This is a genomic window from Schinkia acidoalkalinis (assembly GCF_054301215.1).
The window spans coordinates 3,992,818-4,008,765 of record NZ_CP182573.1 but is presented as its reverse complement, the minus strand read 5'-3'; the positions used below and the strand labels follow the sequence as shown (position 1 = coordinate 4,008,765).

15 protein-coding genes and 1 pseudogene are annotated in these 15,948 nt (G+C 37.6%); 4 read left to right on the top strand and 12 right to left on the bottom strand.

Features of this window, described 5'->3' with window-relative positions:
* Nucleotides 1-162: 162 nt before the first annotated feature.
* On the bottom strand, nucleotides 163-1,875 hold the full coding sequence (locus ACNQFZ_RS20415; RefSeq protein WP_458415455.1) for an IS200/IS605 family accessory protein TnpB-related protein: 1,713 nt from the start codon (nucleotides 1,873-1,875) through the stop codon (nucleotides 163-165).
* A 200-nt stretch (nucleotides 1,876-2,075) separates the two neighbouring features.
* Between ACNQFZ_RS20415 and ACNQFZ_RS20410 the strand changes: the two genes are divergently transcribed.
* Nucleotides 2,076-2,564 (top strand): pyridoxamine 5'-phosphate oxidase family protein, encoded by a 489-nt coding sequence (locus tag ACNQFZ_RS20410; RefSeq protein ID WP_458413126.1) that lies wholly within the window; start codon nucleotides 2,076-2,078, stop codon nucleotides 2,562-2,564.
* A gap of 57 nt (nucleotides 2,565-2,621) precedes the next feature.
* On the opposite strand, the gene ACNQFZ_RS20405 is transcribed toward ACNQFZ_RS20410, so the two are convergent.
* Nucleotides 2,622-3,488: a stalk domain-containing protein gene (locus ACNQFZ_RS20405; protein WP_458413125.1), complete on the bottom strand. Its 867-nt coding sequence runs from the start codon at nucleotides 3,486-3,488 to the stop codon at nucleotides 2,622-2,624.
* 134 nt (nucleotides 3,489-3,622) lie between these two features.
* The gene (locus ACNQFZ_RS20400; RefSeq protein WP_458413124.1) at nucleotides 3,623-4,516 is read right to left on the bottom strand and encodes a DMT family transporter; all 894 of its coding nucleotides are present in this window, start codon (nucleotides 4,514-4,516) and stop codon (nucleotides 3,623-3,625) included.
* A gap of 186 nt (nucleotides 4,517-4,702) precedes the next feature.
* Here ACNQFZ_RS20400 and ACNQFZ_RS20395 point away from each other — a divergent pair, with 186 nt between their 5' ends.
* Both ACNQFZ_RS20395 and ACNQFZ_RS20390 read left to right on the top strand, forming a co-directional pair.
* Nucleotides 4,703-5,572 (top strand): LysR family transcriptional regulator, encoded by an 870-nt coding sequence (locus tag ACNQFZ_RS20395; RefSeq protein WP_458413123.1) that lies wholly within the window; start codon nucleotides 4,703-4,705, stop codon nucleotides 5,570-5,572.
* Nucleotides 5,573-6,686: 1,114 nt separating this feature from the next.
* Complete coding sequence (locus ACNQFZ_RS20390; protein ID WP_458413122.1) at nucleotides 6,687-7,169, top strand: CBO0543 family protein; 483 nt, start codon at nucleotides 6,687-6,689, stop codon at nucleotides 7,167-7,169.
* A gap of 76 nt (nucleotides 7,170-7,245) precedes the next feature.
* Here the strand turns inward: ACNQFZ_RS20390 and ACNQFZ_RS20385 are convergent, their stop codons facing one another.
* The 6 genes and pseudogenes from ACNQFZ_RS20385 to ACNQFZ_RS20360 all read right to left on the bottom strand — a co-directional run.
* Nucleotides 7,246-9,306 carry a catalase gene (locus ACNQFZ_RS20385; protein WP_458413121.1) on the bottom strand — a complete coding sequence of 687 codons (2,061 nt, stop codon included), beginning with the start codon at nucleotides 9,304-9,306 and terminating at the stop codon, nucleotides 7,246-7,248.
* Between the two features lie 310 nt (nucleotides 9,307-9,616).
* Nucleotides 9,617-10,057: an NUDIX domain-containing protein gene (locus tag ACNQFZ_RS20380; RefSeq protein ID WP_458413120.1), complete on the bottom strand. Its 441-nt coding sequence runs from the start codon at nucleotides 10,055-10,057 to the stop codon at nucleotides 9,617-9,619.
* Nucleotides 10,058-10,569: 512 nt separating this feature from the next.
* Complete coding sequence (locus tag ACNQFZ_RS20375; RefSeq protein ID WP_458415454.1) at nucleotides 10,570-10,674, bottom strand: tyrosine-type recombinase/integrase; 105 nt, start codon at nucleotides 10,672-10,674, stop codon at nucleotides 10,570-10,572.
* A 27-nt stretch (nucleotides 10,675-10,701) separates the two neighbouring features.
* Nucleotides 10,702-11,250, bottom strand: a complete 549-nt coding sequence (locus ACNQFZ_RS20370) for an AAA family ATPase (RefSeq protein ID WP_458413119.1) — start codon at nucleotides 11,248-11,250, stop codon at nucleotides 10,702-10,704.
* 155 nt (nucleotides 11,251-11,405) lie between these two features.
* Complete coding sequence (locus ACNQFZ_RS20365) at nucleotides 11,406-11,858, bottom strand: VOC family protein (RefSeq protein ID WP_458415453.1); 453 nt, start codon at nucleotides 11,856-11,858, stop codon at nucleotides 11,406-11,408.
* A gap of 69 nt (nucleotides 11,859-11,927) precedes the next feature.
* Nucleotides 11,928-12,080 (bottom strand): annotated as a pseudogene (locus tag ACNQFZ_RS20360) (tautomerase family protein); the annotation flags it as partial.
* A 264-nt stretch (nucleotides 12,081-12,344) separates the two neighbouring features.
* On the opposite strand from ACNQFZ_RS20360, the gene ACNQFZ_RS20355 reads away from it, so the two are divergent.
* Nucleotides 12,345-12,821: a PAS domain-containing protein gene (locus tag ACNQFZ_RS20355; RefSeq protein WP_458413118.1), complete on the top strand. Its 477-nt coding sequence runs from the start codon at nucleotides 12,345-12,347 to the stop codon at nucleotides 12,819-12,821.
* A gap of 95 nt (nucleotides 12,822-12,916) precedes the next feature.
* Here ACNQFZ_RS20355 and ACNQFZ_RS20350 read toward each other — a convergent pair whose 3' ends face one another.
* The 3 genes from ACNQFZ_RS20350 to ACNQFZ_RS20340 form a co-directional block, all read right to left on the bottom strand.
* Entirely contained in the window at nucleotides 12,917-13,603 is a 687-nt protein-coding gene (locus ACNQFZ_RS20350) for a hypothetical protein (RefSeq protein WP_458413117.1), read from the bottom strand.
* A 223-nt stretch (nucleotides 13,604-13,826) separates the two neighbouring features.
* Complete coding sequence (locus ACNQFZ_RS20345; protein WP_458413116.1) at nucleotides 13,827-14,387, bottom strand: YkoP family protein; 561 nt, start codon at nucleotides 14,385-14,387, stop codon at nucleotides 13,827-13,829.
* Between the two features lie 226 nt (nucleotides 14,388-14,613).
* Entirely contained in the window at nucleotides 14,614-15,813 is a 1,200-nt protein-coding gene (locus tag ACNQFZ_RS20340) for an MFS transporter (RefSeq protein ID WP_458413115.1), read from the bottom strand.
* Nucleotides 15,814-15,948 lie beyond the last annotated feature (135 nt).

Here is a 15,948-nt window from a genome sequence, read left to right as displayed (position 1 = left end):
GAAAAAGTTACAATATCACCTGTAGTTATATTAATTGGGTTATTTGGTCCCATTTATTAGAGTAAGTTTAGTAATCCGCTATACCTGATTGAACTACTCAGCACTAAAGTACTGAGATTCTCCTAAAAAGAAGACACCTATGAGTGACCATCTCCCGCTCAACTAGGAGAAGGATTTTCGGCTATCAGTGATTGACAGATTTCCTATCGCCTCTCGGATCTGTGAAAGCATTCTAAGAGTAGAGAGTTCACCGGTTTGGTGAAGCCTAACAATCTCTGATAACTCTACATGACTAAACCAATAGTTGGGATAATCACGTAGGAGACGTTGCACCGCATTCCATTGCGCCCAGTGATGTAGACCTTGTTTCTTCTCCGGAACAAGGGAACGCAACACTGGTGGAAGCTTTTCTTTGTAGCCCATCACTCGTCGAGCGATGACGTAACTGGCCGCTTGATGAATGGATATACCAAAACGTTTCATATATTTCAATTTTCCGATTTGTGATGTATAGGCTGGATTTACTTCGTAGACGTGAACACCACATTTCTCCGCCCGGTTTTTAATAGACGTTATCATTTTTCGGTAGGCAAAGAGACTCATCCGCTGATTAGCTTTTCGGTTGCCGTAAGGATTAGACACTTTGGATGTGGTAGTATTTAATTTTTCCAATACCAATGGTTTTTGACACTGTGCCGCATAATGCACTAATGCAATCGCTTCCGCTTCGAGGATCTTGGTGAGTTGTTCTGAGGTTTTATCTGTTATCGTAAACTTTTGAACTAATGAGTGTTGCAAACAACCGGTGTTCGATATATTAGAAATGGCAAAATGGTCGACATTACAATCCACACCAATCACACCATCGGCTTTACTATAGTTGGACTTAGAAGAAGAGGGCACTTGTATCAGGCACTTTAGGATGTAATAATCTCCATGGTCTTCCAAACTCCATCCGACCGGTTGACCACCCTTTTTCTTATTCAAACAGTTTACCTGGGTTTGAATCGCCTTTTGAACCTGTTCTTGTCCATATGGAAACATCACTTGTTCCATTTGCACCAAATCCCCAAACGGGGTTTGAAACGAAAGAAGGTGAGTATCAGGAATGTAGGTGAACACAAAGTTTCCATATTTAGCATCTTTCCGCCCGGAAATGGTCATCTTAGAATAGCGAGAACGTTTCCATTCTTTTTCCCAAAGCTTGTGATTCTTGGCATAAGTGGGATTCGTAAATTGAGCTTTAAATAACTTACGGGAGCCAAAGACCACACTACGGATATCGTACTTCAGCTTGTCCATCTCTAGAGCAAGACGGTTTACTTTAAATTGCAACCGCCCCAGTTTATTTTGAAGATGTTTGATTTCAACATCAACATAATGATGTTCAAAGTGATAAGCATGGTAAAATAGGTTCGTCTCTTTTTTGTAGTGAACAGCCCATACATTTTTGTATTTCTTGACATTCCGAAGGTTCCCTGGAATTTTCACCGTTCCCTTGATAAGTGATTGTTTGAGTTTGTGATAAGAGGTTAGTTTGGCTTTTGTCGTTTTGATTTTCTTTTTAACTGCGGTGATCTGAGCTTGTTTATTTTGAAGATAGACAGCTGTTAGCTCTTTTTGTGATGTAAGAAGAGCTTTTGCTTCTTGGACTGCACTATTGGCATAGTAATCATTCAAAGAAAACTTCTTTTTAACATGCACATGCATGGAATCGTTGCCACGGTGGCTTTGTTTAGAGCGCTCTTCTTTTACAGTCGTTGAATATGCATAGTGTTTCGCCTGATTAAACACACGAAGGGTGCGTCCAATCGAATCTACGAATGAATCCGGTAATGTATTTTTATAGATACGGTTACTAAAATAGGTTTTCATTCCCACCGGACACACCCTCCTACTAAGATTCATTTACCTTTATTATACAGGAACAAACGTTCCTTTTCAATAGAAAACCTAGATGGTTTTTACAAAGAAGTCGGTCGACTCATCTGCATGACTGAAGTCACGAGTGTTCTCAACCTTTTAATAAAAGTTGGCATAGAGGGTAGTATATAACCATTAAAGAGGTGATAGAAATGTCTAACATGATGAAACAAAATGAAATTGAAACATTAAGAGAGTTAATTAAAGAAGTAGACACTGCCATGTTGACTACGGCTACTGAAGAAGGGCTTGTTTCTCGTCCCATGAAAACACAAGAAGTAGAGTATGATGGCGATTTATGGTTTTTCAGTAAAAAAGAGACGAATAAATATGATGAAATATTACATAATCAAGATGTTAATGTAGCATATGTTGGTAAATCCTATGTTTCCGTCCGTGGAAGAGCGGAAATCGTTGAAGATTTAGACAAGAAAAAGGAATTGTGGAGCAAAGTATACGAGAAAATTATGCAAACTTCTTATGATGATCCTAACGTTATCTTGATAAAGGTAAAAGTGGAAGCAGCCGAATATTGGGAAGAAGGAAATTTCATAAAGAGGGTTGTCTTTTACTATGAACGCATGACAGGGCAAAGTTCTAAAACGACAAACATTAATAAAACGTTGGAATTGAATAATTAACAACAACAAAGATGGGTTGTCTGCTTGTAAAACAACCCATTTTGCTATGTTAGCTTGTTATTGATGTCCTACATCAAGACTAAGAATTCCACTGTTGGCATCATAAGAAGCAACAACTATTCTTCCATTTGCTTTAAATTGATCGGGCATATCACCAGTATTTAAGTAGTTCCAAACACGATTGGCATCACTAGCAAAGTACAATTTAAGCAATTCTTTGGCTACAATTGGAATACGGTAGGCTTGTTTTAATCTACCGTTAGCATCGTCATCCCACATCGAGAAGTTTAAGGTTACTTCGTAGTCCGAATAACCACCATAAAGGGTAATAGCTTTAGAAGCACCTTCAATACCATAAACACGACCACCATCTGTAAAGCCAAGTTCATTTTGAAGTGTTTCTAAGTTATCACCACCATAGGGACTCCAAGCCGATTTTAGTATTGGTGCAACCCATCCATCAGGATAGACTTTTCCAGTTTGTTTCTTCACTTCTCCATCGAAGGTGATTTTCACCAACGAACGATTTGTCAACCAATCCACCTTGCATCCAAGGGCTTCACTAACAAAACGTAGTGGCACTAAGGTACGGCCATTAATTGATTTTGCGGGAACATCCAAACTTTTTTGATTTCCATTCATAACAGCCTGTTTGCTATTAAGTGGGAGAATAATAGATAAATCTCCCTTTTTAGCCATTACCGTTGATGTTTTAGCGTCCCATTCAACCTTTGCTCCCACCACTTCAAAAATCGTTCTCATAGGAACTAATACACGACTATTCTCCATGACAGGCTGTTGGTCGAATCCTAATGATTGTCCATTGATTTGTACGGTGATGTTTGACGAAGCCTCAGCATGTGTACTGATCAAAAAAGATGTGAACAACCCTGTTATTAAAGTGGCACTTTTTATGTAATTCAAGATGATACGCCTCCCTTTTTCTAAAGATGCTAAAGTAAACTCTATATTTAAATACTATATAGTTACTTTTATTCTACCATTCATGCTAATAAACAGTGTGAAAAAGGCCGTTTGTCCTAATAATTGCAAGAGGTTTAATCTACTGGTGTTTTCTTCAATTGATTTGAAAATTTAACTAATTTAATTTCACTAACAAACGTAGAGCCTAATAGTAATCCACCACCAAGCATTTGAATAATTGTCATTTGTTCTTGCAGGAACATTGTAGAAATCAATATAGCTACAAATGGATCCACATAACTTAGCATTGCTATACTCTGTCCCTTTAATTTTTCCATACCAGAGAAAAATAGCCAAAATCCAATCCCTGTATTAATAATCCCTAAAATTAAAATAAAAGGAATTGAAGAACCTGATACTTCAAAGATACCAAAGCCGGAAGTCAAGAAAACAAATGGCATAAGGAGTAAAGTGGTTGTTCCAAGCTGAATAATGGTCAGCTCTAACTTCCCCATATCTTTAATAAATTTATTTAAAAGCAATAACAAAGCATAAAATGCTGCTGCGATTAATCCAAAGGAAAGTCCAAGTATATCATCTGAACTGGATGCACTCACACCTTCTCCTACAATCATTACCATCCCTATAACTGCTACACCAATACACACAATTTTCTTGATGGATAATTGTTCCTGAAGTACATAGGGAGAAAGGATCATCACAAATACAGGGGCAAAGTAATAACCTAGCGTGGCATTGGCAATTGTTGTATGGTCATATGATTGGTAAAGAAAAATCCAATTTCCTCCCAATGCAATACCTGAAAGAATCAAAAATAAAGCATTAGATTTAACTAAATTCCATGAAATTTTTTTCTTAAGCACGACGAATAATAGCAGTAAAAATAAGCATCCTAGGAAACTACTAAGTAAAGCTCTTTCGCTCGATGATAAATCAATGTATCGAACAACTAAACCAATTGTACCGAAAATAATCATTGATAAGATAAACTGAATTTTAGATTTCATCGTCTACCCCTACAAATCTGCGAAACAGCTTTTCAAAAATACCACTCACAAAAAACATCTTTACATACCTTTTCCTTTCCTAACTTGAATTTTTAATAGTTATACCATATCATAATCACAAGTATTACAAAAACGAATGTTTATCATGAAATGCATGACGAAATCAGATGGTTGGTGAAAAGGGATATGAATATCCAAAAATATATGGCATTTGTCAAAGCTGTAGAATCCGGCAGCTTTACAAAAGCTGCCGAAGTATTAGGCTATACACAGTCTGGAATAAGCCGTATGATTAACGATTTAGAATCGGAATGGGGAATTTCCCTTTTTGAAAGAGGGCGCGCTGGTATCAGCCTAACATCTGATGGCTTAAAGTTACTGCCCCAGTTAAAGCGAATCTGTAATGAGTATGAAATTTTAATGATGCAAATAGAGGACTTACATGATATGCAATCTGGGATAATCCGTATTGGAACATTTTCAAGTGTGGCAACTCATTGGCTGCCTAATATGATTAAATTCTTTCAAAAGGACTATCCCAATATTGATTTTGAAATGCTGTTAGGTGATTATACAGAAATTGAAAACTGGATTATAGAAGGACGTGTTGACTTTGGATTTTTACGGCTACCAACAAAAGCAGAAATGGAAACCATCTTTTTGGAGCAAGACCGTTTGCTGGTAGTAATTCCTCAAGATCATCCACTTGCTAATTGCAATAAGTTTCCAATTAACGAATTAGTGAATAGTCCATTTATGCTATTGGAAAAGGGGGCAAAAGCAGAAATCTCTGAAATTTTTGCGAAGCACCAAATTTCACCACATGTTCAATTTACAACATGGGATGACTATGCCATTATGTCTATGGTGGAAAGCGGTTTAGGAATCAGTATATTACCAGAATTGATATTACACCGGATTCCTTACCATATTGTAGTTAAAGAGCTTGAAGTTCCCGCTTTTCGAAATATTGGTATTGCTATGAGAGAGCAAAAATCACTTTCACTTGCGTCCAAGAGATTTTTAGAATATTTATCATATAGAAAGAGGGAATGAAATTGGGGTCCTCCATTGTTTATCTATAGCCCCAAGTCCAACTTTTTAATTTATTCTCTCTTACTTTTATTGTTTTCTATAATAGATAAAATCTTGAATACTAACAATGTGGATAAAAAATAAACTACAAAATAATAATATTTATTTTCAACCGCAAATTCATCTAGGAGAAACGTAGAAATTGCAATTACAATACCTATGGTTATAGCCCTTGTTATATTGTTCAGAGATATCTTCCCCTTTCCCTATTATTTCTCTTTCTTTGTCCATATAAAGAAAGTCAATATTTAATCCTAAAATTATTTAAACCCTCTGCTTCGTTAGTTTTGGTTACAAACTCTATGTCTATCTTACCAAATAATCTACTGTATTGGTATTAAATTTCCAATTCCATCAACTAAACCGTCCAATGATTTTTCCCCGGTTGTCGTTCTATGGAAAATTAAAGTGATTAGAACAAAAAGAGTTAATTATTAGCCAATTAAAGAAACGCTCTGTTGGTATTATCTTCAATTTAAATGTGGTATCCAATAGAGGCGTTGCTTTTTCTATGGATAACATAACTGAAAAGGCAAATACTAATACTAATACTAATATTGAGACTTCGCAGTCTTGCAAAAAAAAAGGCGGTGATTTCATGAAGAAATTTATGGTATTAATGCATTTAATTTCAGGTACTTTTGCGGCTTCCTTCGTTTTATACTTTGTTAGGAAAAACTCATTCGAACATAGAAGAATTATGACAACTGTTATAGGAACTCAACTTCTAACGTGGGTAATTCGTTTTATTACCTCTATGATAGAAAAAGCGAAATCTTAAAGATTTCGCTTTTTTACGCCATTTAAGCACCTTTTTTATATTCAAAATCATAATATCCTCCGCCGGTTAAAGAATGCATTTGATCTATATTTCGTTTTTTCGAGCTAAATCCCTAAGATCTAATCGTTCAGGAACACCCCGACTATTTTATCGAATTCCACTCAAATTCACTAGTATTGACTTCGGCGAGAATTGTAAGATTTACATCCAGTTTCCTATTATAATTTTACCTTAAACAAAAATTGAATTAATCAATTCTTAAAGTAAAAACTATTTATTAAAGGGGGATAATTAATGAAAAACAAAGCAGAGAAAACGATCGTAATTTCATCCTGGATAATTGTATCATTATTATTAATAAAATTTACACCAAAAAATAAAATTCGTGAAACACTAGTTGTATTTTTATTTAAACAAGCACTAACATGGATTTTTGGATTACTAGTGGTAGAAAAAAACTTAATTTCCTATCCATATCGCTTATTTTTCAAAAAGGCAAATAAAGCTAATTTTTCATTCGAATATTTTATATACCCTGGACTTTGTGCTTTATTTAGTTTGTACTACCCAAAAAATAAATCCAACCTTTTAAAAACCCTACATTACTTTATTGGCCCTTCAGTAATAGTCATCTTTGAAATTATTGCAGTGAAATATACAAAATTAATTAAATATAAAAAATGGGCTTGGTATTGGAGCTTTATAACAATTTGGATAACAGATTACTTAACACAAGTTTTTCACAACTGGTTTTTTAAAACTAAATTTCATGAATAAAAAGGGCAGGTAGACTGCCCCTTGTATTAAGTTAAATGCACAATATCAGTCAATGGGTCGAATGAATATGACAATATTACTTCCTGTTCCAAAATCGTTGCATCGCAATTGCTCTCACAAACGCTTCCCCGAAGTTGTTAGTGTTCGAAGCAAAGACGACACCCTCAAGCTCTCCGTTTTCCGGGGGCTGCATGTACGCTTCCCCTGTGGTCGCCATTCCAATCGGTTTGAAATACTTGTATGTCCCTTGGATAAAGTCTTTCACATACAAGTCAAAGGCAGCTTGATTTTGCACGCTTCCACCTACAACATAAAGAGAATCATAAAGAACATGATTTGTCGCGTAGAAATTTTGGTCCAACGTGATGGTCGTCCCTTGTGCTCCTGTAACCGTACCCAATCGATTGCTGACAAACTCCACGAAGATTCCATGTTCGACGAGCGTGTTCACCACTGAGGTGACCTCTTGATCGGGAAACCCGTTGCCAATCAGAACGCCAACCCTCATGGTATGGGGGAAATGTGGAGTATTGGCTTGACTCAGAGCTGGAGAGGACGCAGAGACGGAAACTTGCTTGGTCGATGGTGGTCGTACGTCGATGTTTGAAGCAATGGTGGAAGCCAATGTATGGTCCACTTGTCCGAACATGTCGACGACTTGTTGACGAACAGATTCACTCTTCACTTTTGAGAGTTGAAAAATGAATGACTGTAATATATGGTTTCTTTCAACGTCAGACAAACTATTCCAGAACAGGCGTGCTTGGGAAAAATAGTCCTTAAACGTGTCGCTTATAGCTTTGGTGGCTAAGCCTTTTATCTTTTCGGGATAGAATTCGTACCCGCCCTGCTCGGCCGGTGTTGGACTGGGTGTATTGCCTGCTAGTGAGTTTTGATAGTAGTTAACCTGGTCAATATCGATACGCTCTCGATGAGCCCCTTCTCGTTGGTAGTTGTGAAAAGGACAAAGTGGTCGATTGATAGGTATTTCATTGATGTTCGGACCACCCAATCGATACATCTGAGTATCGCGATAAGCGATAAGTCGGCCCTGTAATATAGGATCATTGGAAAAACCGATGCCCGGAACCACGTTGGTCGGATCAAAAACGGATTGCTCGGTCTCCGCAAAAAAGTTGTCGACATTACGGTTTAGTGTTAGCTTTCCGATGTAATGAACAGGAACGATTTCTTCTGGCCAGAGCTTCGTCGGATCGAGAACATCAAATTCGTATGCGTGTTCATTTTCCTCTTCAATCATTTGCACCCCAAATTCGTACTCGGGATACATCCCGCGTTGAATCGCCTCATGGATATCTCGCCGGTGAAAATCGGGATCCAACCCGCCAATGATGAGGGATTCTTCTTGGAGAAGCGAATGTACCCCGAGGACTGGCTTCCATTGAAAGCGGACAAATCGAGAGGTTCCTTGGTCATTGATGAACCGATATGAATTGATCGCGTAACCCTCCATCATTCTCCAACTTCTTGGCAACGTCCGATCCGACATAAGCCACATGATAAAATGCGCCGACTCCTGGTTACTTGCTACAAAATCCCAAAAGTTATCTTGTGCTGCCGAAGCTGTCGGCATATCCGTGCGTGGGTCCGGATTGGCGGCATGATGTGAATCGACAAATTTCTGCGCGTCATTCACGAAGAACACGGGTAAATTTAATGATAATAGGTCGAAATTGCCCTCGTCAGTATAAAATTTCACTGCGAAGCCTCGCAAATCGCGCGAGGTATCCAGCGATCCGCGACCGCCATGATTTGTTGAAAAGCGGACGAATACGGGCGTACTTGCACTTGGATTCTGCAAGAATCCCGCCTTGGTATAAGGCTTCATCGACTGATAAACCTGGAATGTCCCGTGAACACCGAATCCTCGAGCATGGGCGACGCGTTCTGGAGTACGTTCTCGGTCAAAATGCATCAGCTTATCAAAAAACAGAAAGTCCTGCAACAGGGCAGGGCCTCGAGGTCCTGCCTTCAACATCGCGTCATTATTGGATACCTTTAATCCCGCACTCGTCGTAAGGGGTTTTCCTGTATTCTGAACACGAAATTCCTCAAGTTGTTCATTTTTTTTGTTGCCTTGATTCTCTTTTTCGTTAGAAACGTCATCGGAATTCATATTATCTCACGCCCCCCCAAGTCATAATGTATTTCACACTATATGTATGCCCGGGTTCTCCCCAGTATTCGAAGTCTCTCAAGCTGGTTAAGCTATGTGGCAAATGCCCTTTTGAAGCTAACGGATTACATACAGTTCGAGGAGGTACAGATGCAACTTTTGTGAAAGACTGTGAGCAGAACCCGCAATATTCACAGCAATTTCTATTTGACTGTCTAACTGGTCTAGTTGCTCTTTACACAATAGGAGCTGCCACATTGACAACTCCTTGCTCCACTCTTGCCACCCCGTTGCTTGAATAAGAATTCCGCTAACGAATAAACGCCAATTCTCTATTAGCAAGTGCATCGTTTAACCATAGAGGATGCATTTTTAATAGGTCTTGCGGCAGATTCTGTTGGTCAAAAAATTTAATTTCTAGTGACTCAGAAGAATTACATCGTAGTTCTCCACCAATAATTTCAGCAAGAAAACAAGTTGTTATAAAATGTACTACTTTACCATTTGGATAAGCGAACACTTGTGAATTTGGGTCAGAGTACACACCAATAAGCTTTTTAATTCTTATATCTAGATTGGTTTCTTCCTTTACTTCTCTGATAGCTGCTTCAGAAACTGTTTCCCCTATTTCTATATGTCCTGAAGGAATACCCCATAGTCCTACATCTGACCTTTTCTGTAACAAAACTTGTTTTTCCTCATTCAAAATAATAACTGCAACCCCAGCTTTTAAATCGTCAATTCTTTTCATACAATAACCCTCCTTAAAGTAATAAAAAAAGGACCGAAGGAAAAGATTTCAACGCATAACAAATACGCTGAACCTTTCCCCTCGGACCTTTTATGTCAATAGGTGCCTTTTACATATCGTAAAAGATGTAGCCCTTGGTCACTGACCTACCTAGATAGCGGAACCCTAGCTACAATTTTCCAGTTCATATTTATTTTATAACTAATTCTAAGAGGATGAAAGATACTCTTTCTCTAAAGGGTTTCCCATCATCTAATGCATATAGTAGATCTATCACTGATAATACCAGGTCTTTTAGGAGTCATTACTACTGGGATATTCCTGTCTCTAAAAACACACTGGGGCTTTTTTAAACAGTACTGGATTATAGCTAAAGAAATCATAACTTTAATAACTTTCTGTTTTGAAGCCTTGGGGTAAACGGAAGGGAAAAATAGATTCGGTACACTCATAAATTATGGATATTAACAAATACAGCTAAAGTCAAAAACCACGTTGAAATTCAACGTGGATTACGGCGCACCGTTATTAATCATATGAGTAGTATAGATGTGTCGTAGTTGATGAGGATGAATACTCTTTTTTATCCCAGCTCGGTTTTGATATTCGTTTATTATATTTCTCAGGTTAACATTTGTTTTACATTATATAGCGAGTAAGGAAGATTTCTTATCAATCACATCTTGTATTGTTGAAACACTTTGCTCGGTGGTTTGATTTGTTGTATCAATAATATGGGGTTCATAGATACCCAAATTGTTAAATTGCTCCCACATTTTTTCTACCAATTCAATGTTGGCATCTTCGTCCAATTTGGTACGATTGATGGCTCGTTTCATTGTTTCTTCCTTAGTCGCTCTTAAGATAATATAATGTACTTCATAATTATCTTGTACAACTTTTAACCACGGCTTTAAGAACCAAGGGCCAACAATTCCATCTATAATCACATCGTACCCACCACGTGCAAAACGTTTTGCAGCTTCCAAAAAAGCTTCAATAACAATTAAGTTTTGTTCTTGTGATTCCGGTAAAAACGGAGGTATTGCCCCCTTTTGAATATAGTGATAAAAATCATCCGTGTGCATATGTACCGATTTAGTTAAATTAGACTCTCTAGCAACAATAGATGCCGTTGTACTTTTACCAGTCCCTGGTGAACCAGTAATTATAATAATTCTGCCTTGGTTCACAAATATTCTCCTCCTTTTTGCTATTCTTCTTTTAACATTAATACATTTTCTTTTTCGGAGCGCTACCCCAATTGGGCATGGTCAATTAAATGTTCCATGAATAAAGTAACGCTAATCATTTATTCAATGATTGCGCCCTTTAAAACGTCACTTACTTATTTCTTATCGAGTTGTTCCGCCAAACCGATTAAAAGGCCTTCGGTTCCACGAATGTAGCAAAGCCGATAGGAGTCCTCGTACTGAACCACTTCGCCAACGAGCTGAGCACCATACTTAGTGAGTCTGGATACCATTTCGTCAATGTCTTCAACGGTGAACATGACGCGTAGATAACCGAGGGCGTTTACAGGAGCAATCCGGTGATCTGATATAGTAGGTGGGGTGAGAAATCTCGAAAGTTCAAGTCGGCTGTGGCCATCTGGGGTAACCATCATAGCAATCTCTACGCACTGAGAACCTAGTCCGGTTACGTGACCAGCCCATTCACCTTCGACAGTGGCTCGCCCTTCGAGGTTCAAGCCAATCTCCTCGAAGAAAGAGATTGCGTCATCAAGAGATTCTACAACGATGCCGACATTGTCCATTCTTAGCAATTTGTTTTTTGCCATAGTTTTATCTCCTTCCTGCTTACCAAAACCTTCCCCAAACTTTATAGAATGTAACTGACCATCTGAAGCCCAATTTTCTCGTTCATATTCATCGAATACCACAGTAACCCATTCTTTTTTTACATTTAATGTTTTTACTGCTTCATTCGTAATAGCTTCTACAAATTGTTGTTTTTGCTCAGTAGTTCTACCTTTGGCCAACTTAACTGAAATGAAAGGCATTTTCCCCACTCCTAAATTTTGCTTTTTCTATACTATTCTATTTCATATTGTGAATCCCTTTATAGCACAATGAGATTTTACTTCATACTCGAATAAGGGTCGTTGACCTTACTAGCTTTTCATAATTACTCTTGAAAACTGCAGCTATCTATGCAGAAACAATCAATGAATTGGCTAATACTCATAAAAAGATTATAATATTAGTAGGCGATTTTTTGCTCACCAATATTTGTACTATTTTATTCTCATAAAGGAGGATTATAAATGTCTGAAGAAAAATTGTCAGATTTAATTAGTCCTGAAGCTGTTATTAATTTTGAAACTGGTGCGATTAAAGCAAGCACTTTGGATTCAATCATCAAACTTTTGCCTTTTGAAATGGGCTTTTGCGATGCCAACGATATTTTCCGCTGGTATTCAAATAATCCAAACCGCGTGCATGGTCGCCGTATAGAAGCGATTGGTCGCCCTGTGCTTGAGCTTCACCCAAAAATAGCTCACCACGTTGAAAAATTGTTGAATGACTTCCGTTCAGGAACACGCGATGAATGGGAATTTTGGTTTCCAAAACGCACTGGTGAATCTGGTCAAATTTACCAAAAGTTTATGGCAGTACGTGATGAAAATGGAAAATATCTTGGCTGTATGGATGTGACCGTTAATATCGACCTTTTCAAAGGAAAAGAAGGAAAAAATACCCCTGAAACTATTGACGAATTTAAAGCTGTTAAGCCTAAATAATAAAAAAATACCTTTCTCATTTGAGGAGCTGCTGAAAAACACATTAAATTCCTTAATTTAATGTGTTTTTCTTTATAATAGACTTATCAATTTTTTTAAGCCCCACGTCGCTGATCAACTGCTATTTGCAAAGCTTCGAGCGGATTTGCTGTTTTTTGATCGATTTCATATACTTTATTTCCTTGCTGCCATCGGATAATCGTCTCAGGATGTTCACGAAATCCATTTATTTGTATTTTACCACGCTGGTCTGGAGGAGGAAGAAAATGTTCATCCAAATAATTTACAGTTGATTTCGCCATCGATTCCGCGTTCTCATAATTGTCTATAGCATACTCCGGATTTGTTGGAAAATTTATTTCAATCAACCATTTTCCTTCATTCCAAGAAATGTAATGATGTCCTGCAGCACCTTCAGCAAACCCTTTGATTCCATGCCCCAAATCCAAATTAGTTTGTTCAATTTCATAATAATTTTCAATCGCATTTACAGCTTCTTTTTCACTTGAATAAGTCTCTTCCTTTACTAGACTCCTATCTTGATTAGGAGAATGGCTCCCTGAAATACCAGTTTTATCATTCATATCCTTTTCATTCGGGACGACATGATCCTCATTACTATTTGCTGAAGGATCTCCATGTGAATGATAGCTTGATTCGTTATTTTGATCAGCCTGTTCAGATTGTGTAGAACTCATATTAGATTGAGTCTGATTACTTTCTTGACAAGCAGTTAAAATAATCCCGAAGAGAATGATCATTACGAAATAAATTTTCTTCATAATCGTGATTTTACCCCCTAAAGTGTTATGTATCCATGTTTATAGTCAAAACAAATCTCCCTACGCTAATAATCTCACTTCATTTACTACTAACTAATAGACGTTTTTTAAAGAGGTTTAGTTACGATATTTTCTATTCTTTACAAGAGTAATGTGACCATCCTCCTAATAAATCAAAAAAATAAAGCATAAGCATACTAAAAGTTAAACTTATGCTTTATTTTTATATTCGATACAATTTCGTTAACTGATCACTAGACATAAACAAATATTTAGGGAAGTGTAGTTTAAACATATGACGAATAGAATTATTTCTGCTTGATAGTATATCGATTGGCAAAAAGGCAAACCATTTAAACCATTTGTACAATGGATGTGAGATATCAAAAATTTCAAAACCAAGTCGCTCGCAGCCTTTATTTAAATGAGTGATTCCGACAATTCCTTTAATTTCTCCAGAACGTCTGTTATTTCGTAGAAAATGTTCCACGCCCGGTAATGACTGCTGAACATGGCGGTAAATAATTTTTGCTTTTTTTAGTTCACTCTTGATGTCTTTTAACTCTTTAAGAAGCTTCACATTATGGAGATGAATTTTTATTAAGAGATCATTTTTATTAATTTTCGTTCCATCCGAGAGAATAACCTCTTTTCCTTTGTATTTTGTTAATCGAATTCTAAAGATGTTATTTTCCATACCAGCCCTTGGAGGAATAGTAAGGCGCGTACAACTGAAATAAAGAGGATCAAAAAAATCCCAAATCGAAAGAACATAGCCTCGCATGACGGCCAGCCTCTCCTTCGCTTTTCGTAGTTTTCCTCATTATTTTTCAACATTAAAGGGAATATTATTTGTGTAAAATTTGGATTTACACAAATAATGCTTGTCGAATAGGAGATATTGCACGAAGGTTTCTGCCCAATTGTGATAATAATAGTGCAGACGAATATTGTAAAAAAGGCTAACACCGCACAAACACCGGTGTTAACCTTTGAAATCTGTTACATGATTACGCAAGTTCAATCTGTCGGGTTTCTTGACCTAAGAAGGCAACAGTTAAAACCCCAATAACAATACTTGCACAAAAGATCGTGAAAATAAACCCGATGGAATAGCCAGCAGCCACGAGTGATCCTACCAAAAGCGGACCAAGGATTCCACCTATTCTACCAACAGAAGCCGCCATCCCTGTTCCCGTTCCGCGAATAACCGCAGGGTATTGTTCAGGGGAATAGGCATAAAGCGCTCCCCATGCACCAAGGTTAAAAAACGATAATAAAATCCCTGAAACAATAAGTAAAGCAGTCGTTTCCGCATGCCCGAACACAAAAGCCGAAGCTGCTGTCCCTAATAAATAGGTAACAAGTACAAATTTTCGTCCGATACGTTCAATAAACCACGAAGCCGAAAAATAACCCGGTAGTTGCGCTAATGTCATGATCACTACATATTCAAAGCTTTGGATCATGCTGAATCCTTTCATGACCATTACACTTGGCAACCACAGAAACATCCCGTAATAGGAAAATACAACTGTAAACCATAATGTCCATAACACAATGGTAGAACGTGCATATCGCGGTGACCAAACATCACGCATATTTTGAAAAACTGTCCGTTTTTCACCTTTTTTTGGTGAAAAGGCAGGTGAATCCGGCAATTTGATTCGTAAATAGATTGCATAAAGTGCTGGAATTGCGCTTAATAAAAGCGCGATTTTCCACCCAAATGACGGTATAACAAAATATGAAATGAGGGCTGCGATGAGCCAACCCACCGCCCAAAAGCTTTCCAACAGTACAACTATACGTCCGCGCTCATGAGCAGGTACGATTTCAGAAACTAGTGTTGAGGCAACAGGTAATTCTCCGCCAAGACCCATCCCAACAAAAAACCGCAATACAAGAAATACAGTTAATGTCGTCGTCAATGCCGATAAACCACTAGCAAGTGAAAATAAGACTAACGTGATAATAAAAATATTTTTTCGGCCTATCCTGTCAGCCCAGAGCCCAAATACAAATGCCCCAACAGCCATACCGATTGAATTAATGCTGCCAATCCAGCCCATCTGTTCCGGAGTTAAATTCCATTCCACCTTGAGCGCTGCAATAATAAATGATAGCATCCCCACATCCATTGCATCAAACATCCATCCGAGGCCAGCAATCCCAAGTACTTTTCTCCTTGAAATAGTCTTTTCAACCATTATGTTACCCACTCCTGTCTTGACATCTGTCTATACTTAAACTATAGGAGTATATACTCAAAAAAACAAGTATTAATTTCCACAGTATTACTACAAAGGTTTGTACGAATTTCGTAACGAAGCTGTCACCATTCT

Coding starts and splice junctions, on each gene's coding strand:
- ACNQFZ_RS20415 (WP_458415455.1), bottom strand. CDS start 1,875: ATGAAAACCTATTTTAGTAACCGTATCTATAAAAATACATTACCGGAT.
- ACNQFZ_RS20410 (WP_458413126.1), top strand. CDS start 2,076: ATGTCTAACATGATGAAACAAAATGAAATTGAAACATTAAGAGAGTTA.
- ACNQFZ_RS20400 (WP_458413124.1), bottom strand. CDS start 4,516: ATGAAATCTAAAATTCAGTTTATCTTATCAATGATTATTTTCGGTACA.
- ACNQFZ_RS20395 (WP_458413123.1), top strand. CDS start 4,703: ATGAATATCCAAAAATATATGGCATTTGTCAAAGCTGTAGAATCCGGC.
- ACNQFZ_RS20390 (WP_458413122.1), top strand. CDS start 6,687: ATGAAAAACAAAGCAGAGAAAACGATCGTAATTTCATCCTGGATAATT.
- ACNQFZ_RS20385 (WP_458413121.1), bottom strand. CDS start 9,306: ATGAATTCCGATGACGTTTCTAACGAAAAAGAGAATCAAGGCAACAAA.
- ACNQFZ_RS20380 (WP_458413120.1), bottom strand. CDS start 10,057: ATGAAAAGAATTGACGATTTAAAAGCTGGGGTTGCAGTTATTATTTTG.
- ACNQFZ_RS20365 (WP_458415453.1), bottom strand. CDS start 11,858: ATGGCAAAAAACAAATTGCTAAGAATGGACAATGTCGGCATCGTTGTA.
- ACNQFZ_RS20355 (WP_458413118.1), top strand. CDS start 12,345: ATGTCTGAAGAAAAATTGTCAGATTTAATTAGTCCTGAAGCTGTTATT.
- ACNQFZ_RS20350 (WP_458413117.1), bottom strand. CDS start 13,603: ATGAAGAAAATTTATTTCGTAATGATCATTCTCTTCGGGATTATTTTA.
- ACNQFZ_RS20345 (WP_458413116.1), bottom strand. CDS start 14,387: ATGCGAGGCTATGTTCTTTCGATTTGGGATTTTTTTGATCCTCTTTAT.
- ACNQFZ_RS20340 (WP_458413115.1), bottom strand. CDS start 15,813: ATGGTTGAAAAGACTATTTCAAGGAGAAAAGTACTTGGGATTGCTGGC.